Consider the following 24,411-nt stretch of genomic DNA (forward strand, 5'->3'; position numbering starts at 1 on the left):
GCACCTGGAGAAGAGGGGAGAGTTCACTCCCAGGATGTGTCTCTCCCTTGATGTGTTTCTCCGCTTTTCGCACCTGCCCTCGCTGACGTTCCGGGATGAAGACCTGATGGACCCTCGCATGCTTCCTCACCATCTGCGGATGGGGCCGCTGGCGTGGCTGGAGAGTTGTCAGCGACCACGTAGACCTGTCCGCGGGGGTTGGCCCGGAAGATCTCCTGCAGCAGCCGGAGCCAGCCGGCGGTGTTGCGGGAGGGCGCGCAGAAGGTCACCTCCTGGCCGTCTGCCACGCGCAAGCTCCCGTAGACCCAGGTCTTCTCCCGCCCGCGGGCGTATTCCAGCGGCGCCTTGATCCGGTGCCCGTCCCGGGACCAGCCCAGGGCGGGGGCGAAGGTGCGTGGAATCACAGGGCCGAGCTCGTCTGCGCAGATCACCGTGGAGCGCGGCGGGTCGGTGTAGAGGGCGACGACGGCCGCCCCTTTGGGGCGCACTCCGGATCGGTGCTGCGCACCCAGGAGCGGGGGTGCCGCCAGCGGACCCCCTCGGCCAGCAGGATCCGGCGGACCTGGCTGCGGTGGACGTCGATGCCTTGCTCCCGGACGGCTTCGGTGAGTGTGTCCAGGGTCCACTCGGGGGGCCCGGTCTCGTCGGCGGCTTCCAAGGGCAGCGCTGGCGCTGACCGGCTCCCGTGTCGGATGCGGCTGAGCTCCCGTGCGGGGATCCTTGCCCCATGAATGCCGCTGTCGCGGTGCTGGCCGCCCTGCTGTCGGCCATGAGTTTCGGGGTCGGGTCGGTGGTTCAGCAACAGGCGGCGCGCGAGGCTCCCGCGCGGGAGTCGCTGCGGCTTCGGCTCCTGCTCGACCTGGCCCGCCGGCCGAAGTGGCTGGCCGGGATGGGTCTGACCATCTCCTCCTACGTGCTGTTGGGCCTCGCACTGGCCTTCGGTCCGCTGATCCTGGTGCAGCCGCTGGCGGCCACCGATCTCGTCTTCGCCCTGCCGCTGCTGGCCTGGCGCCGCAGTATGCCTCTCACTCACCGCGAGGCGATCGGGATCGCCTGTACGGCGGGAGGCGTGGCCATGTTCCTGACGGTGCTGCCGGTGCCCGCAGAGACGGCGGTTCCGGAGGTAGCTGACTGGCTGCCGGTGCTCGTTGCCATCGGCGGTGCGGTGGCGCTGCTGGTGCCGATTGGGGTGAGGAACCGGGGGCGGACGCGGACGGCCATGTACGCGATCTCGGCGGCACTGCTGTTCGCGCTGCTCGACAGTCTGACCAAGAGCGCGGCCGGCCGGTTCCGGGCCGACGGCGTCGGCGCGTTCTCACACTGGGAGCCGTATTCGCTGATCCTCATCGGCGTGCTGGGCCTGATCTTGTCGCAGAGCTCCTACCAGGCCGGTTCCCTGGCCATCAGCCTCCCGATCATCGACACCCTGGAGCCGATCGGTGCCGTGGCGATCGGCGTCGCCCTCTTCGGCGACCAGCTCGCCTCGTCCACCTGGGCGGTGACCGTACAGGCGCTGGGGGCGGCCATCGCCGTGGCCGGCATCGTGTTTCTGGACTCGTCGCCCCTGGCGCGCGCCTGAAGTGTCGAGGGCACGGGCCCGCGCCGCTTCGAGGGCTCGTCATGGTGTGCGGACGCCGGTGACGCGGGCTTGCCGGGCCTGGTCGGGAGCGTCCGTCGAACCACGGAGGACCCCCGCCGCCGCCCCGGCTCAACGGCTGATCGTCGCCCTGGCCGCCGTCCACGCCGCCCGCGCTACGGCCATCCGACGCCTCACCTTGGACGACCTCGACCTGCCCAACCGCCGGATCACCATCGCCGGACACGCCCAGCGGCTTGGCGAACTGTCTCATCAGACCCTGCTGGCCTGGCTCGCCCAGCGTCGCATTACCTGGTCGAAGACTCCCAACCGGCACGTATTGATCAACGCGAAGACGGCCCTGGGAACCGGGCCTGTCAGTACTGAATGCCTCAAGCGGCACCTGCTGCACCAGGGCGTCTACCTCGAACGCCTCCGCGGCGACCGGGTACTGCACGAAGCACTGACCGTCGGCGCCGACCCGTTGCACCTCGCCCTGGTCTTCAACCTGTCCCCCACCGCCGCGAGCCGCTACGCGACCATCGCCCAGAACCTGCTCGAGCGCCCGCTCTCCCTTCCGACCGCATCTTGGCGGACTTCCATCTGATCGTTCTTAACGGCTGCCCGTAAGAGGATCTCCGACCGAACGATGCTGGCTGACCAGGCAGAAAAGACCGGCACGCTGCTGTCGAGGAGCTGCCGTTAAACCAGTGGCGTCCCCGTGGACGAGCCTCATAGGTTGTGCGCTCGTGACTGATGACCCGAAGATGCGCCCGCATCGACATGACCTTGGTCGGGTGTTCAACGAGGTGCCGGAGCTCTACGACCGGGTCAGGCCGGGATACCCCGACGAGCTGTTCGCGGACCTTGGCGCAATCACCGGCATGGACGAAGGGTCGTCGGTGCTGGAAGTGGGCTGCGGTACCGGTCAGGCGACGCGCTCGCTGGCAGCGCTCGGATGCTCAGTGACCGCCATCGAGCCGGGCGCAGAGATGGCCGCACTCGCTCGCCACCGGATCGCCTCCTTCCGCAACGTCGAAGTTGAGACGTCGACGTTTGAGGAGTGGGACGACCGCGGTGCACGCTTCGATGTTCTTGTGGCTGCATCGTCGTGGCACTGGGTCGACCCCTCGATTGGCTGGCAGCGAGCGCACGACGTGCTCCGTCCCGGAGGATGGATGGCGCTGCTCGGCCACGTCGTTGTCCGCCTGCCGGGAGAGGCGGAGGTGTACGCCGAGACCGCCGATCTCCACGAGCGGTTCTGCCCCGGGAACCCCGGCTGGGGTCATCCACCGCTGGAGGACGACGTGCGAACCACCGACGAGGGGTGGGGCCTGGTCGACGATCCCGGAGGATTGTTCGGCCCAACGATCGTGCGCTGGTATCCAACCGTTCAGTGGTTCAACGGGGACGGCTTTGCCGATCTCCTCCGTTCACAGTCGCTCTATCGGAGGCTCGACCGGGATGTCCGTGAGCCTCTGCTCGACGCCATCGCCGAGCGCATCCGCACGCGGATGGGCGATCGAGCATCACGCCGTTACTTGAGCGTCCTGCGTGTCGGACAGCGCGCCGAGTGAGACCAGTGGTGAAAGACCTGTCGATTCAGCGGCAACGGACCCACCGCACTTTCATGCCTGCCTGCCGAAGACGCCGTGGGTTCCCAGCGAAAGCACCTCAGTCACGCTGAACTCACGGCCGACGTGTCGGTAAGAAACGTGTCACCAGCCGCAAAGTAGGCCGGGGGCCGGAAAGCCGTCAGTGTTGAGGCGTTCCCGGCGGTGGGTGGGCGTCGTTGAGTTACTCGCGGACCTGCGCGTTCACTGTGGGATGCGGGTCACCGCTGTCCGCGCCCAGGCCCGCGAGCAGGCGCAGCCCGTCCTCGGCGGGGCTGCCGGGGGTCGCGGACAGCACCAGCAGCTCCATGCCTGATTCGTCCGGTAGTGCGAAGTTCTCCTGGTGCAGTTCCAGCAGTCCGACCAGCGGGTGCCGGTACGCCTTGCGTCCATGTGTGCGGGCGCGCACGTCCGCGCGGGCCCAGAGGCGGCGGAAGCGCTCGCTGCCCATCGCCAGCTCGCCGATGAGCGAGGCCAGGCGGGGGGCCTCGGGATATTTGCCGGCGGCCAGGCGCAGGTGCCCGACCACGTCGAGGGTGCATTTCTCCCAGTCCGCGTAAAGGCCGCGCTCGGCCTAGATGGACACGGGATGTCGCCGAGATACGCGACGAAGGGGCAACGAGTCGATCAGCACTGGGTGTCGGCCCGAGGGCGTTGACGCGGTTCGCGTACTCGCGGCGGGCCGGCCCCTGGGGAGTATCCGAACGGAAATGCCGGGTCCCGGCACGAGACCCTGTGCCGCCTCCGGCGCCTGGTCCTCAGGCGGGGCGCTTGGCCATGACGACCAGACCCGGCCCGCTTTGCCCATCTGCAGGGAGCCGAAGTTCGGCGACCGGGCGCAGTCCAGCCTAATCACGCCAGGCCGTGGGCCCGCTGTGTGCGCCGCGATGTGGAGTCGATCAGCACGGCGGCGAGGAGCACCCCTGCCGTGATAATGAACTGGAGGGCTGCGGGGATGCCGACGAGTGCCACACCGGAGGCGATCGACTGGATGATGAGAATGCCCAGCAGTGCCGACCAGCTGGTGCCGCGTGCTCCGAAGAGACTGGCGCCGCCGAGGACTGCTGCGGCCAGCGCGCTCAACAGCAGGGTGGGTGAACTGGAGGGCTGGATCGTCGAGGCTGTCGGCGATGCCAGGAACAGCCCTCCGATCGCGGCCATGGTGCCTGAGATCGTGAAGACGGACATCCGGACCAATGCCACGTTGATGCCGGCGCGGCGGGCGGCCTCGGCTGCGCTGCCGAGTGCAAAGACCTTCCGTCCGTAGGGCATGCGGCGAAGAAGGTAGTCCACGACAGCGACAGCGGCGAGGAAGATCAGGAGGGCCAACGGCAGCCCCTGGAACGCGTTGAGCACGATGGCGGCCGCGAACGCGACGGCCGCGAGCGCCCCCGTGCGCAGCAGGATGGTGCGGAGGGGTCTGGAAGGCATTCCGGCTGCCTTATGGCGTCTGCGGTTCTGGCAGGAGATGAGCAGGAACGCGGCGGTGCCGATTGCCGCGAGGCCGTACGCCGCAGCGGGATTGCTGAAGTAGCTGCTGGTCAACGAGGCGACCAGGCCGGTGTCGTTGAAGTTGATGGTGCCGCTCGAGCCCAGCAGGTAGAGCGTCAGGCCGTACCAGCCCAGCAGTCCGGCGAGGGTGACGACGTACGCCGGAATCCCAGACTTTGCGTGGATGAACCCTTGCAGGGTGCCGATCGCCGCGCCGGAGAGCACCGCGAGAAGGACTGCGATCCCCTCCGAGGCGCCGACGTGCACGTTCAGGACGGTGAACACGACTGTTGCCAGTCCCGCGACGGAGCCGAGCGACAGGTCGATCTGGCCCAGGGCCAGCACGAAGACCAGGCCCAGCGCGATCATCCCGATTCCTACCATGTCCACGCTGATGCCGGACAGGTTGCGGGGGGAGAGGAAGTGGCTGTCGGCGGCTTGAAAGGCAAGCCAGACCACGAGAAGCCCGAGGACCACCGAGGCCCGGCCGTGTTCGCCGGGTAGCGCACGGACCTTCAGTGCGTGCCCGCAGCGACGGAGTCCCCGTGCGTACGCGGACGGGCGCGACCCGGCCGTGTGGCGCACTGGCTCGGGCACGGCCCTGGTGGAGCTCTCTTCTGATGTTTCTGACCGGCTCACAGGCCCACCTCCTCCGCCTCTGCCGTGCGCATGGTGACAGCGTTCTCCGTGGCGCCGATGATGGAGGAAATGATCTGTTCGTGGGGTGCCATGTTGACGTCGTAGAAGCCGTTGTTGCGGCCGTGGCGCAGCACCGCCACCCAGTCCGCGACGGCTTTGACGTCTCCGAGATTGTGGCTGACGAGCAGCACACCGAGCCTGCGGTCGCGCAGCTGCTCGATGAGGTCGAGGAACTGTGCGGTCTCCCTGACCCCCAGGGCCGCGGTGGGTTCGTCGAGGAGAAGGAGTTCGGGCTCGCCGAGCAGTGCACGGCAGATCGCGACAATCTGCCGTTGTCCTATCGACAGGGTGGAGACAGGAGCACGCAGGCGGCGGATGTGAAGTGACAGGGTGTCCAACAGTTCGCGGGTCCGGCGCTCCATCTCCGGCTCGTTGAGTCCCAGGCCCCGGCGAAGCTCGCGGCCGAGGAACAGGTTTCCGACGGCATCCAGGGCATCGCACAGCGCGAGGTCCTGGTACACGGTTGCGATGCCCAGTGCCTGCGCGTCGTGCGGCTGGGTGAGCTGGACGCTGCGGCCCTTCCACTCGATGACGCCTTCGTCGGCGGGCTCGACGCCTGCAATGAGCTTGATGAGCGTGGACTTTCCCGCGCCGTTGTCGCCCATGAGGGCGACGACCTGGCCCGAGTTGATCTCCAGGGACACATCGGTGAGTGCTTGGACCGCGCCGTATCGTTTGGAGACTGCGCGCAATGACAACAGGGGCGGGTCCGAGACCTGAGTCATCTGCTTCTCCTTCACCGCCTGATCACCCGTGACATCGCGTGACGCTCGGACACGCGGAACTCTCCTAGGTGAGCCTGCCTTTCCTGCACGCCGCTGCGACTTCAGGGGTGCATATCTGCTTGATCGTATACATGCCGTTCTTGACGACGGTGGCTTTGACGTTCTTGGCGTTCACCGGGACCGGGGTGAGTAGGACCGCTGGGATGTCCTTCGTCGTGGAGTTGCCAACTGTGGTCCTGGCGATGCCGTCGAGTTTCTCGCCCCGGCCCAGTGCCACGGCCATCTCCGCTGCCGCGTCGGCCTCCGGCTCGTAGGGTTTGTAGACGGTCATGTATTGCTCACCCCTGACGATGCGTTGGATGGCGGAAAGTTCGGCATCCTGTCCGACGACGGGAGGCAGCGGCGTGACATGGGCGGCCTTCAGGGCGGAGATGGCCCCGGCGGCGACCGCGTCGTTGATGGCGTAGACACCGTCGATCCTGTGGGGGCCGAGCCTGGCGATGGCGGCGGACATCGTGGCGTAGGCGTCGTGTGGGCTGATGGTGGCGTTGGTGATCACGTGCTCTATGTCGACCTTGCCCTTGAGGACGGACATCCCACCTGTCCGGCGCGAGGGAATCGGGGAAGGGGGCTCGGTGGCGTCGATCCACACCACCTGGCCGCCGTGCGCCTTGTTCCCCATGCCCTGGATGAGTGCCTGGCCCTGGAGCACCCCGATGTCGTAATCGTCGTAGGAGACGTAACCGGAGACCGGTCCGTCTGCGAGCCGGTCATAGGAGATTACCGGGACGCCTGCGTCCCTGGCCTGTTGCACCGAGCGGCGCAGTGCCCCAGCGTCGACGCGGTCGAGTATGAGGACCCTGGCCCCCTTGTTGAGCATGGTGTTCATCTGTTGGCGCTGGGTGGAGGCGTCGTTCTGGGCGTTGGCGTACTCCACCGTGCAGCCGCTGCACAGTTCCTTGACCTTCTTCTCGATGAGCGGCTTATCGAAGGTCTGGTAGCGGGTGGCGTTCTGGTCGGGCATCAACACGCCGATCGTGAAGCCTCCGTTCCCCGAGGCGCTGCGAGGTGGACCGGCTGGTCGGCCGGTCTGCCCGCAGGCGGCGAGCACGAGGGTCACGGAGACCGCCGCCGCGGTGACGGCGGGGCCACGCAGGCGGGTCTTCACGTCGCGGCCTCCCTTACCTGCGTGCACCCGGCACCGGTACCGCCGGGCCCCGGAGGTGCACCTCAGCAGGGCCGGCCTCGTCGGCCGTGACGTCTGGGCCGGGGATCTCCCTCGGTGGCAGGGCTATCTCGCTCCACACCTGTTTGCCGCCGCCCACCGGCACAGAGCCCCAGGCCGTCGACATGGCCTCGACGAGCATGATTCCGCGGCCGCCGGTCGACTCCCAGTCCATGGTCCTCGGTTTGACGGGTGCTCGCGGCATCGAGTCGGTCACGGCGACGCGCAGCCGGTCTGCGGCGAGTGTCAGGTCGAGGCGAACATCGCCTTGCGTGTGCACCACGGCGTTGGTGACTAGTTCGGAGACGACGAGCTTTACCACATCGTCCTCCTCCGAGACGCCCCAAGAACGCAGCGTACGGGCGGTGAAACGGCGCGCGTGCATGACGGCTTCCGGTATCCGCCACACCCTCCAGCTGGATCGAACCGGCCGCAGCGTCAGCCCGTCGTAGCGCAGGAGCAGCAGGGCGGCGTCGTCGCGTCGGTTCGCGCCGCTGATCAGGACGTCGGCCACCCGGCCGACGTCGGAGGGATCGGCGGCGCCCAGCACGTCGCCCATGCGGCACAACCCCTCATCCATGGCAAGATCCGCGGACTCCACCAGGCCGTCCGTCACCAGGGCCAGGACCGCACCCGGGGCGACGTCGACCACGGTGATGGGAAAATCCGCGTCCTCCAGAACTCCGAGCGGCGGACCTCCTGCGACGGCCACCTGCTCGGTGACGCCGTCCGGTTGACGCAGGAGGGGAGGCGGGTGCCCTGCTCGGACGAACCAGGCGCTGCCCTCCTCGATGTCCAAAGAGACGTAGCAGCATGTGGCGAAGAGCTCCGTCTTCATACCCACGAGGAGGCGATTAGCGCGGGCCAGGACCACGTCGGGCGGATGGCCTTCCGCCGAGTAGGCCCTGACCGCTGTACTCACCTGGCCCATGATCGTGGCGGCCTCGGCGTTGTGCCCCTGCACGTCCCCGATGACGAGCGCGAGGTGACTGTCGGAAGTGATCACGTCGTACCAGTCGCCGCCCACCGCGACGCCCGCCGTGGCCGGCAGATAACGGGCGGCGGCCACAGCACCGGCCAGCTCCGGCAGCTCGCGGGGCAACAGGCTGGTCTGGAGCATGCGGACGTGCTCGCGCTCGGTATCGAACGCCTGGGCCCGGACCATGGCCTCTGCGGCGCGTCCCGCGGTCACGGAGAGCCAGGACCGTTCCCCGGCGCTGACCTGGTGCGGGCAGTCCCAACCGGCGAGGCACGCGCCGATCACCCGCCCCTCGGCAGACAGTGGCAAGGCGGCGAGACATCCCGGGCCAACCCCTGCGAGGCCGGGTTCGAGGGCGCTGCCCGGGGGCCACACGCTCGTCCGGCCCGCCTGCAGCACGGCCTCCAGGGTGGGCAGGGCGTGCAAGGACGCGTCGAGCCATTCAGTACGCCCGTCCGGCCGCCAGATCTCCGGCCAGCTGTCCGGTGTCGGCGGGTTCAGGACGGTGACCACCAGGCGCCTGCCGCGGAGTTCGGCGAATGCCACCCGGTCGGCTCCCAACCAAGCGCTGAGGCCCTCCACTACAGTCCGGCCTACCTCCTGCACGGTCGTGGCACCCGCAAGAGCGGTGGACAGCTCCTGCAGCCCGGAGACCTCCGCACCGCCGGGCGGAAGGGGCGGGGCGTCAGCGACGACCCCCAGCGCGCGCCCTGGTCTGCCCGTGCTGTCGGCCAGCACCTTGCAGCGCAGGTGCAGCCAACGCGGTTCGCCGGACGACCGGCGGGCACGGAACATAAGGTCCCGCACCCCGGTGGTCGCCCCGCTGCGCCCAACGATGGACATCAACACGGGAAGGTCGTCCAGGAGCGTGTGCGCCATCAGGCTCTCCACGTACCCGTCGAACGTCTCCGCAGCGACATCGAACAGCTCGAGCAGCGTCGCATCCGCATCGACACGGCCGGTGTTCCGGTCGAGGGCGAACGTACCGATGCGGACGCGGGGCAGCGAGGGCAGCCCCTGGCCCCGACCCATTCCGCGCCCGGCCCGCTCGTCGGCTCGGGGGCAGCCTCCTTCCATGCCTGCCGACAGCTGCTCGGCGTACAGCTCCAGTAGCGTGCGCCGGTCAAAGTCGAACCCCTCCGGGCCCTCCCGCACGACGACCAGGCACCCCCGAGCCACCCCGCCCGCCATAGACGGCACCGCGCTCAGCGGCACCACGCCCAGCGAAAGGCCAGTTCCCGGCTCAGCCGAAGCCCTCTCGCTGTCGGAGGCCACCTGCGTGGCACCCAGCCACAGCGGCCGATTCGAGCGGACCGCCTCAGCGACAGAAAAGTGACCGGAGAGAGGACAGGCCGTCGGGAGCCCGAACCGGCCGACAGGTCCTCCGACGGCGTCGGCGAGTCGCAGCTCGTCAGCCTTCGGGCCCAGCAGGTAGGCAGCAGCCAGTGCGGCACCCGCTACCGCGCGAACCTGCTCCACCGCGGTCCCCGGTTCTCCCAGGTCTCGGAGGTCCTCATTCCGCACCACGGTCGGCGAGCCGTCATGCCGCTCCGAAGTGGGGAAGCCGTCCTCGCCTGCGCTGGACATCGACTCACCCCATCGCTTCCCTCACCTGCTGGGCGCAGGCTGGCAGGTGCCGCCTCTGTTGTCTCACAGTCGATGACGAGGCTTCAGCCGGCGCACCTTTCCATATGGTGAAGGGACTCACAACCAGAATGGCACCGAGGCACTCAGCACGGCACCAGCTGGCTGCTCGTTCCTCAGGACTTTGGCTTGCGCGTCCCCTCTCAAGGCAACCCACCGCCAACCCGCCCCGGCATCTACAGCATGCACTCGTCACGAATCAGGCGGCAGCCTCAGCCGCCGTCCAGGGTCTGAAAGATCATGTAAGTCCGTGATGTGACAGGCTCGCCGAGGCCCAGCCTCGGGCTTTGACCGGCCGGGACGGACGAGCGTGACGGACAACCCGTCCGCCAAGCCTGTTGAGGACAGGCTTGGGTGGACGAGGTCGTCGAGCGGCTGATGGCCGCGCCGACGCCTCAGGAGCCGCCACCCTGCTCGGCGACGGCGGACTGCTGACCCAGGTCACTCGCACCGTGCTGGAACGGGCCTTGGACGTCGAAATGTCCGAACACCCAGGGGGTCTCAACGATGATCGTCAGCACACTTTCGAGCAAGAGCCGCACGGACCTCGCCGAAGACCGTGCTGACCGACGCATGGCCGTTCACGGTGGCCATTCCGCGACCGCAACGGCTCCTCCGAGCCGAAGCTGGTGCCCAAGCATGCGAGGCGACTGGCCCGGTTCATGAGCAGATCCTGTTGCTGTACGCCCGCGGCATGAGCGTGCGGGACATCCGCTCTGGCCTGCCCGCCGGAGAGTAGGGAAGGTGGTCTATTCCACGAAGTTGATCGAGTCGATTAACGCTCGGCTGCGGAAACCAGGCCGGTTGTGTCCGGACCCAGGGACGCCTTCTCATCGCCGACCAGGCCCGCTTCCGCCAGGACCTGGGCTGCTGCGGCCTGGCGACGAGATCGCTGTCGACCTGCGCACCCTGACCACCCGGCGCCTGGTCTTCGACCGCCCCCCGGCAGATCAATCGACTCCGCGCTCAGCTCCTGGAGATCTTCCCCGCGCTGGAGCGGAACCTCGACCTGAGGAACCAGACCCCTGGCTGCCATCAGCCGCACGGGCGCGAAGCGCATCGAGACCCGGCTGAAGAACCGCAGGATCGAAGGCGCGGCCCCACTCGCTCGCATCGCCGTCGAGGCAGCCCATGTCCAGCACACCGCGCTGCCCGGCGAGAAATCCGCCGCCGCCATGGTGGCCGGCCCTCGACGAGGAGATCGCCGAACTCGACGCCCTCATCGAGGCCCGGTTTCGGGATCATCCGCACGCCAGGTGATCCGCAGCTTGCCCGGCGCCTTATTAGTTTCTTGTGTTCGCCAAGCTCCTTGGCGATTGCCTCGGGCCTGCTCTGGGTCTTCACTCAGCGTAGTCGACGCCGTCGACCGGCCGCACGTGGCACCGGTACTCCGCGGCTTCGACGTCGCCGTTCTACTGGGAAAGGGGCAATATTTCGGGAGTGCGCGATTCCTCGCGGGTGTGTCTCTTCTGTATGTCCGTCCGCCGTGAGGGGGAGCTGGGTCTCACCAAGTGCCCTTGCCCCTCGAACGGCCGGCTCACCGTCGCCCCACCGTCGCTGCTGGGGTAAACATGCCCCTTGAAGTGTGGGGCAGCTCCTTCCGTCAGCTCTTGACGGCGCCTAGCGTGAGACCGGCGACGATGCGTCGCTGGAGAATCAGTGTGAGCAGCACGACCGGGATGGAGTAGATCGTTGCCAGGGCGGTCATCGAGCCCCACTGGAGCCCGAACTGTGTCTGGAACTCAGCGATGACCAGCGGGGTCGTCTGCGCCTTGACCGCGGTGAGGAGGAGCGCGAAGAGGAACTCGTTCCACGAGGCCAGGAAGGCGAAGATCGCTGTGACCGCCATCCCGCCGGAGACCACAGGCACCACCACCCGGAGCATCGCTTCGAGTCGGTTGCAGCCGTCGACCTTGGCGGCCTCTTCCAGTTCGCCGGGCACAGCCTCGAGGAAGCTTGTCATGAGCCAGATCGACAGTGGCAGCGACACGGTGGTGTGAGCCAGCGCCAGCCCGAAGGGCGTGTCCGTCAGATGTAGCGTCTTCATCATGCCGACGAGTGGTACGCCGACGACAACCGGCGGCACCATCCTGGTGACCAGGGCGGCGAGGACGAATAGTCGTCCACTGGGTGTCCTGAAACGAGTGACGGCGTAGGCGGCCGGTACGGCGAGGACCAGCGAGAGCACGGTGCTGATGGACGCCGTGGTGATGCTGTTGATGAAGGATGCGAGGACCCCGGCCTCGGCGAGCGCGTTTGAGTAGTTCTCCGCGCTCCAGGTGCGGGGAAGGATGCTCGGGGGGACAGAGATGGCCTCGCTCGGGCTCTTCAGCGAAGTGAGGACCAGATAAGCGAACGGAAACGCATAGAGCACGATCAGTGCGGACAGCAGTGCCCACAGCAGCGCGCGGGTGGCCGGTCGCCGGACTTCCAGGCTGTTCACGCTCACGCCTTCCCGGGACGCCAGATCGTGGCGACCGCGACCAGGGCGACGGCAAGCATCGCCAGTAGATACAGGGTTCCCATTGCCGAGGCGAGTCCGGGATCGCCGAATCGGACCATTGTCCGGTAGATCAGAAGACTCAGTGTTTGCGAGGCGTTCTCGGGACCGCCGTTGGTCTGGATGAGGATGACGTCGAAGGCGCGAGCGGCATCGATTCCCCGGACGATGAGGGCCACCGCGATCACCGGACGCAGTAGCGGCAGGATGATACGCAGGAGCATCTGGACCGGGCCCGCACCGTCGAGGCGGGCCGCCTCAAGGACGTCACCGGGAAGGTTCTGCAGGCCGGCGAAGAGAACGAGAGCCATGAAGGAAGTGGTCAGCCAGATGTCGGGAAGGGCGACCGAGAAGAGGACGATGTCGGGGTCGCTGAGCCAGCCGATGGCGTCCGGGTCGTCGATGATCCCGATACTGGTGAGCAGCTCATTGACGATGCCGAAGTTGTCGATCACGAGGAAGCGCCACAGCAGACCGGCGACGACCGGCGCGATCATCAGCGGGTAGAGGAACACCGTACGCAGAACCCGGGAGCGCTGCCCCAGGGCGTTGAACATGAGGGCGGCCGCCAGGCCGAGCACGAACTCGGCCGAGACGACGAGGAGCGTGTAGAGCACGGTGCGCAGCGAGGCGCTGATGAACTCGGCGGATCCGAACGCGTCTCGATAATTGCCGAGTCCCACGAACCGGCGCTCGCCGGCCATCGGGGATATGTCGTAGAAGCTGTCGATGACCAGGCTCGCCAGCGGCCAGAGGACGAAGGCGGCGAAGAATACGGCGGCCGGCGCCATGAGCAGGAGGGCGAATCTCCCGTCGGTGAGTCGCACCGATCGGGCGTTGCGACGACCAGGACGACCGGGGGCGTGGCTGGACCGGGAGAGGACGGTCCGACCACGCTCGCGGCTAGCCGATGAGACGCTCGACATCGGAGCGAGCTCCCTTCAGCAGCGCCTCGTAGTCGGCTCCCGGTGTCAACGACCTCTGGATCGTGGGGATGAGCACCGTGTCGACGATCTGCTGCCACTTCGGTGTCGCCGGGCGGGAGCGGGTGGCGGGCGCGGACAGGGTCTGCACCAGGGGCTTGAAGTGTTCGTGGCCGGTCTTGTCCTGGTACTGCTCGAACGCCGAGGTGCGGGCGGCGAGGCCGAGCGAGGACTGGATGGCGAGCGCGTTGTTGTCGTAGCAGAACTTGACGAACTCCGTTGCCAGATCTGCCTTCTTCGTGGCTTCCGGTACGGACAGGTACCACGGCCCCGGAATGCCGGCCATGCCCCCGGCACCGGCGATCATGGGAGCCGCGCCCACCTTGCCATAGACGGGTGAGTCCTTCGGCACAAGCGGGAAGGCGTGTGCCCAGAACCGCATCATGGCCGTCTTGCCCTGATTGAAAAGGTTCTGCGCGCCGCCCCAGTCGAGCTGCTTCGCACCGGGAGGGCTGACCTTGGCCCGGTTGTTGAGGTCGCTGTAGAAGCGGAGTGCGTCCACGTGCTGCCTGTTGTCGATGATCACCTTGCCCTGATCGTCGAGGACCGCTCCGGGGGAGCCGGCCTGCAGGACGTGGGCCAGCCACTCGGTCTCGACCGCGCCCTTCACGTCGGTGCCGTAAAGGGCCTTCTTGCCCTTGGTGTCGCGTGTGAAGAAGGCCGCGGCGTCGGAGAACTGCTCCCACGTCGTCGGTGGGGCGAGCGGGTAGCCGTACTCCTTCTCGAAGGCCGCCTGCTCCTTGGCGTCCTCGAACAGGTCCTTCCGGTAGAACAGGATCTCGGAGTTGGTCCAGGCAGGCATCCCGAGAAACTTGCCCTTGACCTGGGCGCCCTGGACGAGGGAGGGGAACAGGTCCTTCTTGACGTCCGCGGTGAACAGCTCGTCGAGAGGCCGCAGGACGCCTTCGGCGAACGTGGGCAGCCAGATCGCGTCGAGGGCCGCGACATCAAAGCTCACCGCTCCGGAACTGAACTCGCCGAGCACCCGGTTGTACAGCCCGTCATAGGGCAGCTCGACAAACGTGACCGAGGTGCCGGTGTTCTTCTTGAACAGCTCCGCGATCTTCAGCAGCTCCTGCTTGCCACCGGCCTCGCACAGCACTCGCAGAGAGCCCGAACCGCCGGACGAGTCGTCAGTGATGCCGCCGGCGCCGCAGGCGGTGGCGGTCAGCATGCCGAGACCTGCCAGACCTCCCAGTTTCAGGACGCTCCGGCGCTGAATTTCCGCGGCACCAGACATTGGGACCCAATTCTTCATGACACGCTCCAGTTCACGTTGAAAAGCAACTTCCGGGTGAGGGGTGGGGTTTCATGGCGCGACGAAATCTGCTGCGAAACGGAAGGGGGAACTCGCCGGCAGTGGGCGTCACCAGTCAGGGTTCGGACGCTGCGCCCGGCGCACTAGGGGGTGGCGCGCAATGTATGGTTCGACGTCTCGGCCTGGAATTCGGACACCGTGGCGCTGTCCAGGACCTTTGTGGCGGTTGCGGCGGCCGCGAGCAGGACTCGCTTTGCCGTCACATTGCTGATGGCCCGGTTGTTCGAGATATGGTTCCCATCCCCGGATTCGACCCGGATGATGATCGGATCGGTTGACGTTCTTGAAGTGGACGGAGCTCTTTCCGCGCGGGTACCTTCAACGGCACCAGCGAGTTCCAGAACGTCAACGTCGTCATCCAGTGACGCTGTGAGGACGAGCCAGTAGTCCCCACGGTTACCGAGCGCCCCCCGCCGCCCGGCCGGCCCATGGTCTCGCGGGCCGGTCGGGCAGCGGTGATTCCGAGGTTCTGCGTGTCAGGGAGTCGGCACCATCGAGTGGTTCGAGGTATAGGCGTCGAACTGTGCGCTCGTGGCGCTGTAAAGCACCTTGGTGGCCGTGGTGCTGGCGTCGAGGACGACCTTGGCCGGCAGGTTGCTGGTGATGTGGTTGGTAGCCAGGTAGTTGTTGTCGCCGCTCTTGACCAGCACGATGGTCGGGTCCGCGCCCGCGGGGGTGATGTTCCCCGAGGGGACGGAGAACGAGAACTGATTGGATGTCAGTGTGTTCTTGCTGCCCGCGATGTGCACGAGACCGAACTTGTCGTCGAAGCGTGTGCTGGTGCCGTCGCCGTGGACGCGCCGGAAGTGGTTGCTTGCGATCAGGTTCTCGGAGCTTCCGTTCAGCAGCGCGATCATGCTGGGGAAGTTGCTGAGCAGCTTGTTGCTGGTGATCGACGCGCGGTTCACGTTGTTGAGCGTTATGTTGCAGGCCCACAGGACGGTGTTGCCGGAGATCTGCAGCCCTTCGCCGTTCTCGGCGAAGATCGAGTAGCCTCCCCACGCGCTGATCAGGAAGTTGTTGGTGATCTTGGCGACCTGCGATGCTCCGGTCAGCTCGATGCAGTAGCCGCATTCCGCGATGAAGTTGTTGGTGATGTTGGGAGCGTCGGCACCCTTGATGATGATGGCGTGCTCGAGGTACACGAAGCCCATACCCTCGATCCGCACCGCGTCGTTGTCCGACTGGAACGAGATTCCGATCTTGGAGTTCCCTGGCGTGTAGGGCTTGGTGGAGCCCACGCCGTCCAGACAGAAGTCCTGGAAGACGATGCTGTTCAGGCGGCCGACCGTCGACGGCGCACCCGATCTGCTCACCAGGAACGCCTCCTTGTGGCCGTCGTTGTTCTTGACCCGGATGTGACTGGCGCCCGGCAGTGTCTCGACCCAGGATCCGGTTGGCGACTCGTCGCGGATGGCTTCGGACAGGAACCCGTGACCGGATCCCTTGATCTGCAGGAAGCTGATGTCGATGACGACCCGGGTCAGGAGGTCGTAGTGGCCGGGCGGGATGTAGATGACCGCGCCGGGTCTGGTGGTCTGCGTCGTCTGCTTCGACTTGATGTCCGCGATGATCTGGTTGATCACCGCGCCGATGTCCACGTACGGGGAGACCGTCGCTCCGGCCCACGTCGTGACGTCGTAGACAGTGTCTGCCATTTCTGTCCTTCCTCAACGGTCCCTCGGAACGACCGCATTGGTCCTGTGGTCAGAGAAGCCCGACGATGGAGTGGTAGGGCGGGTATACCGGGTGCGGTGCTGACGTTGTGGCCGTGGTGGCTGTGGCGGCCTGCGCGGTGCTCTGCCGTGCGGCGTTCAATGACGCCGCCGTCGTCAGTGCTGCGGTGAGGCCCGCCAGCACGGTGCGACGTGAGATGCGCGGCTTCCCTTGATGCATATCGACTCCTGGACGAAGAGATGGTGAGCCGTGTGTTCCGGTGCGAGCGCAGATGCCCCCACCGGTCCAAGCACACGGTCGTGCAGATCGGCCCCTCTCGTCGGCTCAGCGGATCGCCCCTGCGGTCATGCCGGAGATGACCTGACGCTGGAAGACCGCGTAGATGACCAGCTGGGGGACGAGTACGAGGGTCGCGGATGCCATCATCGCGCCGTAGTTGACGCTGTAGACGCCCTGGAACTGGGAGATTCCTAGCGAGATCGTCGTCAGCTCCGGCTTGTTGATCAAAGTCACGGCGAAGGGGAACTCGTTCCAGACGTAGATGACGTTGAGGATCGCGAGAGTGGCGACGACCGGACGCATGAGCGGGAAGACGACGCGCCAGGCCATCGACCGCAGGCCGACCCCGTCGATGATCGCCGCCTGCTCTATCTCCTCGGGGAATTCGCGGAGGAACCCCGTGAGCAGAAGGGTGTTGAAAGGTATCGAGACCGCGATGTAGGGCAGGATCAGCGCGGCGTGCGTGCCGAAGAGGTTCAGCGCGATGTCCAGCCGGTACACCGGGAAGAGCAGGATGTACACGGGTACGGCGAGGCCGGCGAGGATGTAGTACCTGATCGTGTTCTGTACGCCGCGCCTGCCGTTGCGGAAGACCATCCGGGTCAGTGCGAACGCAGCCATGTAGGAGACGACCAGGCCGATGGTCACCGAGAAGACCGCCAGGATCAGCGTGTTCTTGTACATGACCATCAGGTCGAGCGTTTCCAGGGCCTGCCGGTAGTTGGCCAGACTGAGATCCGACAGGGAGAACGGGCGCGCCAGGATGTTCTCGTTGGTCTGGAACGACAGAAGCATGATCCAGAGCAGCGGGAGCAGGATCACGAAAGTGATCAGATAGGCGACGGCCGAGGCGATGATCCGAGCGCGGCGTGGGCGCCGGCCGGGCAAAGACGTGGTGTGCGATCCGGTGCGCTGTGTACTCGTCGTCTTCACGCCGCAGCCCTCCTCTTCATGCCGAACAGGGTGACGACCGCGGCGACGGCGCCGATGACGAAGACCACGACCGCCAGCGCCATCCCGTAGCTGTACTGCAGAGTCGTGAACGTGACGTAGTACATGTAGCTCACCATGACCTCGGACAGATGGACCGGACCGCCTCCGGTCAGCGCATAGACCAGCTCGAAGATCTTGAAGACGCCCGTCACGACCAGGGCCGTACAGATCCCGAACGATTCGCGCAGCATGGGTACCGTGATGTACCGGAGCTGCTGGAAACGCGTCGCCCCGTCGAGGGTGCTGGCCTCCATCACGTCACGCGGGAGCATGCGGATGGCTGCGTAGAGGATGGTGACGATGAATCCGATCTGCTGCCACAGATAGACGAATGCGATCGAGTAAGGGCTGAGTGTGCTCCCTCCGACCCACTGCGGCTGGATCGCTATGCCCACAGCCTGCAGCAGCGCGTTGACCAGGCCGATCTTGGGATCGAGGATGAAGATCCAGATCAGCCCGACGAGGATCGGCGCCACGATCGCCGGAGCGAAGACGAGCGGCCTCAGGATCGCGCTCCCCTTGACGTTGCCGCTGAGCAGGACCGCCAGCAGGAAGGCCAAGGGGACCAGAAGCGTCACGGCGATGCCGAGGATGATGCCGGTGTTTTGGACCGAGGTCCTGAAGACCGTGTCCTGCATCATCTCGCGGTAATTGCTGAGTCCGGTGAACGTCGCCGGTGAAACACCGTCGTAGCTGGTGAAGCTGTAATAGATCGAGTACAGGATCGGATAGACCATGTACACGGTGTAGATGAGCAACGCCGGCGCGATCATGAGGGTGAAAGTCCGACGTGTGGTGAGCCAGTTCATGCTGTCCTTGCCATTCGGGCCACGGCAGACCCTGGTCGTCACCGGACGGCGTTCGCCGTCGGCTACGGTGTGCCGTCGGCTACTTGAGGGTCCGCTGAACGAGCTGTACGGCCTCCTTGGGGCTCATCGCGCCCGACATGACCCCGTACATGCTGTCGTACATGGCGTTGGCGGTTTCCGCGGAGACGACCAGGTCGGGCTGCGCCTTGGGGCTCGACAGGTCAGGCTTGGCGGCTTCCTTCAATACGGCTGAGAACACAGAGGACTTGCCCTTGTCCACGGCCGGCACGTACGTGGTGACAGGCGGCTGGTCGTTCTTGACCAGGATCTGCTGGCCCTCGTCGCTGTAGTAGAACTGGAGGAATTTCTTGACGGCCTCTTACTTCTTCGGGTCCTCCTTGACCTTGGCGCTCACGACGAGTGGAGCCGACGGGGCGTTCATCACCAACTTCTGCTTGCCAACGCCGTCGGAGAAGGTGGGGCCGGCCCAGAACCCGACGTTCTTGCCGATCGGGCTCTTCTGAATCTTCGCCGCGTCCCACACCCCCGAGTCCAGGAAGGCGGCCTGTCCTGCGGTGAACGATGCGACGGCCTGTGTGTAAGTCTGCGTCGTCATGTTGGACGGGAAGGCACCGGCTTCCGCGAGTTCTTCGATGTGCTGGTAGAGGCGCAGGAAGTCGGGGTTGTCGTAGCTCAGTTTCTTGTCCAGGATCGCCTGGTACTTCTCCTCGTACCCGAAGCGGTCGAGCATCGTAAGAAAGGCCCACACACTGAACGAGGAGTTGTTCGCACCCTTCGCGATCGGCACAACTCCCTTCGCCTTCAGCTTCTTGACCGCGCTGAGCAGGTCGCCAAAGGTCTCGGGGACGGGTATGCCCTGCTTGTCCAGGATGGACTTGTTGTAGTAGAAGCCGGTCACCAGGGCCTGGTAGGGAGCTCCGTACTGGACACCCTCCTGCTTGAAGCCCGAGAGCATGTGCGGGGCGAACTTGCCTTTGAGGTTCTTCTCCCCCAGCACCGGCCCAAGATCGAGCAGGTCGCCGTTCTTCGTCATGGTCTTCGCCAACGCGTTGTAGACCCAGAACACCTCGGGCAGCGTGTCGCTCTGTGCCGCGATCGTCATCTGCTGCTGGTGCTGCTCCATCGGCCGTCCGACGAGCTTGACCTTCATCGTCGGGTTCTTCGAGTTGAACGCCTGGACGAGCTCGTACGTCGCGGGGTCCTGCTGCTTGATGTTCGGATTGTGCATCGCCAGGGTGATCAGCCCCTCAGCGGACGGACCGCCGGAGGAGTCCGACCCGCACGCCGTCACCATGGCGGCGACCAGTGCGGTCGCCGTGACACTGCTCGCGAGCCCACGGAACCGCGTGGCACGAGGACTGCCGGCCTCATGTGTCATCGTTGACATGATCTGCTGCACCTTTCGCTGACATCTTCTGCCGCTGGTCTGCTGACTTCACCGAGATGAGCGGCCGGATCGGCTGCTGGAGAGGGCCGGTCACGGCTGGGGCGAGGCCCATGTGTGGAGCCCGCCCGGCCATGAGGCAAACGTTTCGATGAAAGATACTCGGGCGGGTACCCGTGTCAAGACAGTGTGCCGACCAGGTTTCTTCCAGGCGCAGACCTGCTCACGCGGCACGACACCTGCTCGCCGCCGCGCGGGACATCGCTGCTCTGCACAAGGACTTTCCGTCCCGTTGACGACGCTGAGCGCGGCGTGACATCGTGGCGTAAACGTTTCGATTTCGTAGACGGAGATATACGAGTGGCAACGATCGTCGATGTCGCAAAACTGGCGGGAGTTTCCACGTCCACCGTCTCTCATGTCCTCAACGCAACGCGCCCTGTCCGGGAGGACACCCGGGCGCGCGTGGAGGAAGCGATCCGCGCGACGGGATACCGGCGGGACAGCGTCGCCCGTGCCATGCGCCGATCGCGGACCGACTCGATCGGCCTCGTCGTATCGGATGTGACCCAGCCCGCTTTCGCCGAAATGGTCCGGGGTGTCGAACACGAGGCGGCTGCCGCGGGGCACACACTGCTGCTCGCCAACTCGGGTGAGGACCCCTCGCGCGAGCTGCGCGCGCTGCGAGTGCTGACCGAGCGCCGGGTGGACGGCCTGATCATTGCCCCGGTCGGCGGCTCCCATCGCAAGGAGATGACGGAGATCCAGCAGCGGGGAACCCCACTGGTCCTCATGGACCGACTGGGTGGCATCCGTGCCGACCAGGTGGGGGTGGAGAACGTCCTCCCCATGCGGGACGTGGTGCTGCACCTGATCGAGCACGGTCACCGGCGGATCGCACTGGCGGCCGGCGATGCAGCGGTCTCGACGATCTCCGAGCGGCGCCAGGGCTACCTGGACGCGCTCGCCGAGGCGAGCATCGAGACCGACGACTCGCTGGTCCTCATGGGCAGCGGTCTCGCGGCGGATGTCCGCCGACGGATGACGGAGCTTCTCCAGGAGCCGGACCGCCCGACAGCCGTGGTCGCGGCGAGCACCGAGGCGGCCATCGGCGTACTGGAGGCGGCTGGGGCCCTGGATCTGAAGACCCCCCGCGACTTCGCGTTCGCCACGTTCGACGGCTTTCCGCACGCGGATCTCTTCCATCCCCGGATCAGCACCATCACCCAGCCCGCGTACGAAATCGGCAGCACCGCCATGCAGCTCCTGCTCAGCCGCCTGGAGGACGATCCGAAGACCAGCTACCGCTCCGTCCGGCTGGCGCCCGAGATCACCTATCGGGAGTCGTGCGGCTGCCCGGACTGACAGGGCGCCCTTCGTTTTTCACGTGAGTGCGGGACACGACTCGCCCGGCGCCCGTCGGCCCGCCGCACCCTCATGCGGGTGGGAACGGGCAGCAACAACGAGAGGGCCGAGCCGGGTTCTTACCAAGCGTCGAGCCCGAGCCAAGGCACCGGTCCGGCTCGGAGGGCCCCGACTGCCACATCGCCTGCCGCCCGGCCCGTACGAGCACAGCGCCCGACAGGGGCCGGAGAGTGAGGGGGCGGACAGCAGCCAGAGAGCGGCGGGAGAGGCAAGTCCCCCGCCGCCCGATATCACATTGACATCACGGAAAGGCAGATGACAGTGCCCTCTCCTCTTGGCGATCCAACCCGCTGGACGACGGCCGGCGGCGGGCTCGCGTCACCAGGCGGCAGCAGATGACGCGCGCCATTTCCCTGCACGGCGTCAGCAAGACTTACGCTCGCGCCACCCCGGCCGTCGAACGGTTCTCACTCGACATCAGGCCGGGCGAGTTCGTGGTCCTGCTCGGCCCCTCGGGCTGCGGGAAGTCAACGGTGTTGCGCATGATCGCCGGCCTGGAGGACATCACCGGGGGCGAGCTGCTCCTGGACGGCAAGTACGCCAACGATGTGCCGCCTCGCGAACGCGGCATGGCCATGGTGTTCCAGAACTTTGCGCTCTACCCGAACATGACGAGCCGCGACAACATCGGCTTCCCTCTCAAGCTGGAGAACCCGCACCAGGACAACAGCGCGCGGATCGAGGCCACCGCCCGGATGCTCGGGATCGACGACACCTTGGACTGCTACCCGAGCCGGCTGTCCGGCGGCGAGCGTCAGCGCGTTGCAATGGGCCGAGCCATCTCCCGGTGTCCGTCCGTGTTCCTCATGGACGAACCGCTGTCCAACCTGGATGCCAAGCTCCGTAACCGCCTACGGGCCGAAATAGCGAAACTCACCGGCGATCTGGGCGTGACGACCGTTTACGTGACGCACGATCAGGCCGAGGCGATGTCGCTCGGAGACCGGGTTGCGGTGATGCGCGCCGGAGTGCTCCAGCAGGTGAGCACTCCGCGGGACACCTACGCCCTGCCCGCGAACGTCTTCGTCGCGGCCTTCGTCGGCACCCCGCGCATCAATCTGCTCCAGGCCGTCGTGCACGCGCCGCTCGAGGGACGGATGTGGATCGACCTCGGCCGGCAACGGCTGCCGCTGCCCGAACCGCTCAGCCACGATCACCAGTTGCTCCGCATCCAGCAGGGGCTGCGAATCATCGTCGGACTGCGCTCCGAGGCCGCCCGCATCGCCCCGCCCAGCCAGGCCCGTCCTGGGGAGGTCCCGCTGACCGGCGTCGTCGAGCATGTGGAGTACCAGGGCCACGAGGTGCTGGTGCACCTGAACACCGGCTCGCACCCCGCAGTCGTACCCCTTCTGGAGTCAGCCCGGCCCAGGCGCAGCCGCCGGAGCCGCGGGCCGGGCGTGCTCGCGCGGATCAAGGAGCGGGCCACTGTGCGTGCAACGGCGCCCACGGCCACGCTCGACGGGTCGGAAGCCGAGGCGCCAGGCGCCTACACCCAGGATCGAGCCACCATCACTGTCGGCGACCTGGTGGTCCGAACTGGGCCCGACCTGCGGCTGCGGACGGGCGCCCAGATACCGGTCCTCGTAGACCTAGCGCGTCTCTATGTCTTCGACCACCACGGCCGCAGGATCTGCCCGGCCCCCACCGAGTCGCCCGGAGTGCACGGGTGAAGCACGTTCCGCGGCCCGGTGCTGTGGTGCCCATCGCCCAGCGACCGTACTCCGCGGCAGCGTGACGCCCGCCCGCGGCCGGGCACCTGTGGAAACGCGCTCCCTCGGGCGTGGCCGGGCCTCGTTGTCTCCGGCTGATGCCCCCACAGCCGCTTTCGCCACCGCCCCTGTTCGCCACCGCCGGCCGCTGGTGGAGTCATGCAGAGGCATGACGGGGCCGACCTGTGCATTTTCCCGAGCGGAAGCCGTCGACGGGCAAGGTAGTTGAGGCCTTCAACACCTTGACACCCACACGGGCGGCCACAAGAATCGACGCAAACGTTTCGCGCAAACGTTTCGATAAGAAAGGGAAAGGAGGTCCGCGTGGCGACCATCGTCGATGTGGCGCAACTCGCCGGAGTGTCCATCTCGACGGTCTCGCACGTCATGAACGGGACGCGGCCGGTGGCGGACAGGACCCGCGAGCGGGTGCTGAAGGCCATCGCACAGACCGGGTACCGCCGGGACACACTCGCCCGGTCGCTACGCCGCTCACGCACGGATTCCATCGGCCTCGTGGTCTCCGATGCCGGACAGCCCACGTTCGCCGACATGGTCAGGGGTGTGGAGCACGAGGCGGCAAAGGCCGGCTACACCCTCCTGCTCGCACATTCCGGGGAGGATCCCGCCCAGGAGAGGCGATCGGTGCAGGCACTTGCCGCTCGGCGCGTGGACGGCCTCATCGTGGCCCCGGCCGCACGATCCACGGGCCGGGAGACCGACGCGGTGCGCAGAAGCGGTACACCCGTGGTGATCCTCGACCGGCTCGGCAACGGCGGATCCGGCGACCAGGTCGGGGTGGACAACACCAAGCCCATGCGCGAGCTTGTGGAGCACTTGCTCGGACATGGATACGGCAGCATCGCCCTGGCCGCCGGAGACCTCGCGGTCTCGACCATGGCGGAGCGTCACCGCGGCTACTCACAGGCGCTCCGGGCAGCCGGCCTCGAGGCGGATTCGGAGCTCGTGATCACGGGTTCGGGGCTGGCCGCGGACACACGCGTCTCGGCGTTCAACCTGTTCACGGGCAAACGGCGGCCGGAAGCGGTGGCCTGCGCCAGCACGGAAACAGCCGTGGGCGTCATGGAGGCCGCCGCCGAAATCGGCCTTCGTATCCCGCACGATCTCAAGCTTGCGGTGTTCGACGGCTTCCCCCAGTCCGACCTCTTCGAGCCACGCATCACCACCGTCGTTCAACCGGCCTTCGACATAGGTGCCACCGCCATGTCTCTGCTGCTGCGGCGCGTGAACGGTGACAACTACGGCGAGGACGAAGTCATCCGCCTCGAGCCGCGCATCATCTATCGCACGTCGTGCGGCTGTAGCACCGGATAGTCCCTGGGCGGTGAGGGAGGCCAGTC

Annotated in this window: 19 protein-coding genes and 3 pseudogenes; 8 read left to right on the forward strand and 14 right to left on the reverse strand. The window is 66.7% G+C overall.

What is annotated here, in order from left to right:
* Positions 1 to 727: 727 nt before the first annotated feature.
* The 3 genes from H1D24_RS32675 (at position 728) to H1D24_RS32685 (ending at position 3,153) form a co-directional block, all read left to right on the forward strand.
* Entirely contained in the window at positions 728 to 1,579 is an 852-nt protein-coding gene (locus H1D24_RS32675; RefSeq protein WP_181661353.1) for a DMT family transporter, read from the forward strand.
* 196 nt (positions 1,580 to 1,775) lie between these two features.
* Positions 1,776 to 2,183: a hypothetical protein gene (locus tag H1D24_RS32680; protein WP_181661354.1), complete on the forward strand. Its 408-nt coding sequence runs from the start codon at positions 1,776 to 1,778 to the stop codon at positions 2,181 to 2,183.
* Positions 2,184 to 2,373: 190 nt separating this feature from the next.
* On the forward strand, positions 2,374 to 3,153 hold the full coding sequence (locus H1D24_RS32685) for a class I SAM-dependent methyltransferase (protein ID WP_309484519.1): 780 nt from the start codon (positions 2,374 to 2,376) through the stop codon (positions 3,151 to 3,153).
* A gap of 220 nt (positions 3,154 to 3,373) precedes the next feature.
* On the opposite strand, the pseudogene H1D24_RS32690 reads toward H1D24_RS32685, so the two are convergent.
* From H1D24_RS32690 to H1D24_RS32710, 5 genes and pseudogenes are all read right to left on the reverse strand, one after another.
* Positions 3,374 to 3,763: pseudogene (locus H1D24_RS32690) on the reverse strand (MmyB family transcriptional regulator); the annotation flags it as partial.
* Between the two features lie 278 nt (positions 3,764 to 4,041).
* On the reverse strand, positions 4,042 to 5,319 hold the full coding sequence (locus tag H1D24_RS32695; protein ID WP_181661355.1) for a sugar ABC transporter permease: 1,278 nt from the start codon (positions 5,317 to 5,319) through the stop codon (positions 4,042 to 4,044).
* Positions 5,316 to 6,104 carry an ATP-binding cassette domain-containing protein gene (locus tag H1D24_RS32700; RefSeq protein WP_181661356.1) on the reverse strand — a complete coding sequence of 263 codons (789 nt, stop codon included), beginning with the start codon at positions 6,102 to 6,104 and terminating at the stop codon, positions 5,316 to 5,318. The genes H1D24_RS32695 and H1D24_RS32700 overlap by 4 nt, the downstream gene beginning before the upstream one ends.
* A 64-nt stretch (positions 6,105 to 6,168) precedes the next feature.
* Complete coding sequence (locus H1D24_RS32705; RefSeq protein WP_309484520.1) at positions 6,169 to 7,272, reverse strand: sugar ABC transporter substrate-binding protein; 1,104 nt, start codon at positions 7,270 to 7,272, stop codon at positions 6,169 to 6,171.
* Between the two features lie 13 nt (positions 7,273 to 7,285).
* Entirely contained in the window at positions 7,286 to 9,895 is a 2,610-nt protein-coding gene (locus H1D24_RS32710; RefSeq protein WP_181661357.1) for a SpoIIE family protein phosphatase, read from the reverse strand.
* A gap of 367 nt (positions 9,896 to 10,262) precedes the next feature.
* On the opposite strand from H1D24_RS32710, the pseudogene H1D24_RS44420 reads away from it, so the two are divergent.
* A pseudogene (locus H1D24_RS44420) lies at positions 10,263 to 10,676 on the forward strand (transposase); the annotation flags it as partial.
* Between the two features lie 105 nt (positions 10,677 to 10,781).
* Positions 10,782 to 11,229, forward strand: a pseudogene (locus H1D24_RS44425) (IS110 family transposase); the annotation flags it as partial.
* Positions 11,230 to 11,555: 326 nt separating this feature from the next.
* On the opposite strand, the gene H1D24_RS32725 reads toward H1D24_RS44425, so the two are convergent.
* The 9 genes from H1D24_RS32725 to H1D24_RS32760 all read right to left on the reverse strand — a co-directional run bounded on the left by H1D24_RS32725 (position 11,556) and on the right by H1D24_RS32760 (position 19,919).
* Positions 11,556 to 12,395: a carbohydrate ABC transporter permease gene (locus H1D24_RS32725; RefSeq protein WP_220137513.1), complete on the reverse strand. Its 840-nt coding sequence runs from the start codon at positions 12,393 to 12,395 to the stop codon at positions 11,556 to 11,558.
* Positions 12,396 to 12,397: 2 nt separating this feature from the next.
* A complete protein-coding gene (locus H1D24_RS32730) occupies positions 12,398 to 13,279 on the reverse strand; it encodes a carbohydrate ABC transporter permease (protein WP_181661359.1) in 882 nt (293 codons plus the stop codon).
* 76 nt (positions 13,280 to 13,355) lie between these two features.
* The gene (locus tag H1D24_RS32735; RefSeq protein ID WP_220137514.1) at positions 13,356 to 14,609 is read right to left on the reverse strand and encodes an ABC transporter substrate-binding protein; all 1,254 of its coding nucleotides are present in this window, start codon (positions 14,607 to 14,609) and stop codon (positions 13,356 to 13,358) included.
* 227 nt (positions 14,610 to 14,836) lie between these two features.
* Complete coding sequence (locus tag H1D24_RS44195) at positions 14,837 to 15,115, reverse strand: hypothetical protein (protein WP_181661414.1); 279 nt, start codon at positions 15,113 to 15,115, stop codon at positions 14,837 to 14,839.
* Positions 15,116 to 15,229: 114 nt separating this feature from the next.
* On the reverse strand, positions 15,230 to 16,411 hold the full coding sequence (locus H1D24_RS32745) for a NosD domain-containing protein (RefSeq protein ID WP_181661361.1): 1,182 nt from the start codon (positions 16,409 to 16,411) through the stop codon (positions 15,230 to 15,232).
* Between the two features lie 343 nt (positions 16,412 to 16,754).
* A complete protein-coding gene (locus H1D24_RS32750) occupies positions 16,755 to 17,642 on the reverse strand; it encodes a carbohydrate ABC transporter permease (RefSeq protein ID WP_181661362.1) in 888 nt (295 codons plus the stop codon).
* Positions 17,639 to 18,511 carry a carbohydrate ABC transporter permease gene (locus H1D24_RS32755; RefSeq protein WP_181661363.1) on the reverse strand — a complete coding sequence of 291 codons (873 nt, stop codon included), beginning with the start codon at positions 18,509 to 18,511 and terminating at the stop codon, positions 17,639 to 17,641. Before H1D24_RS32755 ends, H1D24_RS32750 begins: the two co-directional genes overlap by 4 nt.
* Before the next feature lie 79 nt (positions 18,512 to 18,590).
* Positions 18,591 to 18,791: a hypothetical protein gene (locus H1D24_RS42885; protein ID WP_258564485.1), complete on the reverse strand. Its 201-nt coding sequence runs from the start codon at positions 18,789 to 18,791 to the stop codon at positions 18,591 to 18,593.
* A 99-nt stretch (positions 18,792 to 18,890) separates the two neighbouring features.
* Complete coding sequence (locus tag H1D24_RS32760) at positions 18,891 to 19,919, reverse strand: ABC transporter substrate-binding protein (RefSeq protein ID WP_258564486.1); 1,029 nt, start codon at positions 19,917 to 19,919, stop codon at positions 18,891 to 18,893.
* Between the two features lie 357 nt (positions 19,920 to 20,276).
* Between H1D24_RS32760 and H1D24_RS32765 the strand changes: the two genes are divergently transcribed.
* From H1D24_RS32765 to H1D24_RS32775, 3 genes are all read left to right on the forward strand, one after another.
* Positions 20,277 to 21,281 (forward strand): LacI family DNA-binding transcriptional regulator, encoded by a 1,005-nt coding sequence (locus H1D24_RS32765; RefSeq protein WP_181661364.1) that lies wholly within the window; start codon positions 20,277 to 20,279, stop codon positions 21,279 to 21,281.
* A gap of 395 nt (positions 21,282 to 21,676) precedes the next feature.
* On the forward strand, positions 21,677 to 23,011 hold the full coding sequence (locus H1D24_RS32770; protein WP_181661365.1) for an ABC transporter ATP-binding protein: 1,335 nt from the start codon (positions 21,677 to 21,679) through the stop codon (positions 23,009 to 23,011).
* A 363-nt stretch (positions 23,012 to 23,374) separates the two neighbouring features.
* Positions 23,375 to 24,385 (forward strand): LacI family DNA-binding transcriptional regulator, encoded by a 1,011-nt coding sequence (locus H1D24_RS32775; RefSeq protein WP_181661366.1) that lies wholly within the window; start codon positions 23,375 to 23,377, stop codon positions 24,383 to 24,385.
* Positions 24,386 to 24,411: the final 26 nt, after the last annotated feature.

The sequence above is a fragment of the Streptomyces himalayensis subsp. himalayensis genome (assembly GCF_013778455.1).
GTDB lineage: Bacteria > Actinomycetota > Actinomycetes > Streptomycetales > Streptomycetaceae > Streptomyces > Streptomyces himalayensis.

Excerpts from the sequence above, each read along its gene's own strand:
- H1D24_RS32700 (WP_181661356.1), bottom strand. The coding sequence starts at position 6,104 with ATGACTCAGGTCTCGGACCCGCCCCTGTTGTCATTGCGCGCAGTCTCC.
- H1D24_RS32745 (WP_181661361.1), bottom strand. The coding sequence starts at position 16,411 with ATGGCAGACACTGTCTACGACGTCACGACGTGGGCCGGAGCGACGGTC.
- H1D24_RS32735 (WP_220137514.1), bottom strand. The coding sequence starts at position 14,609 with ATGCTGACCGCCACCGCCTGCGGCGCCGGCGGCATCACTGACGACTCG.
- H1D24_RS32755 (WP_181661363.1), bottom strand. The coding sequence starts at position 18,511 with ATGAACTGGCTCACCACACGTCGGACTTTCACCCTCATGATCGCGCCG.
- H1D24_RS32770 (WP_181661365.1), top strand. The coding sequence starts at position 21,677 with ATGACGCGCGCCATTTCCCTGCACGGCGTCAGCAAGACTTACGCTCGC.
- H1D24_RS32760 (WP_258564486.1), bottom strand. The coding sequence starts at position 19,919 with ATGTCAACGATGACACATGAGGCCGGCAGTCCTCGTGCCACGCGGTTC.
- H1D24_RS32675 (WP_181661353.1), top strand. The coding sequence starts at position 728 with ATGAATGCCGCTGTCGCGGTGCTGGCCGCCCTGCTGTCGGCCATGAGT.
- H1D24_RS32710 (WP_181661357.1), bottom strand. The coding sequence starts at position 9,895 with ATGTCCAGCGCAGGCGAGGACGGCTTCCCCACTTCGGAGCGGCATGAC.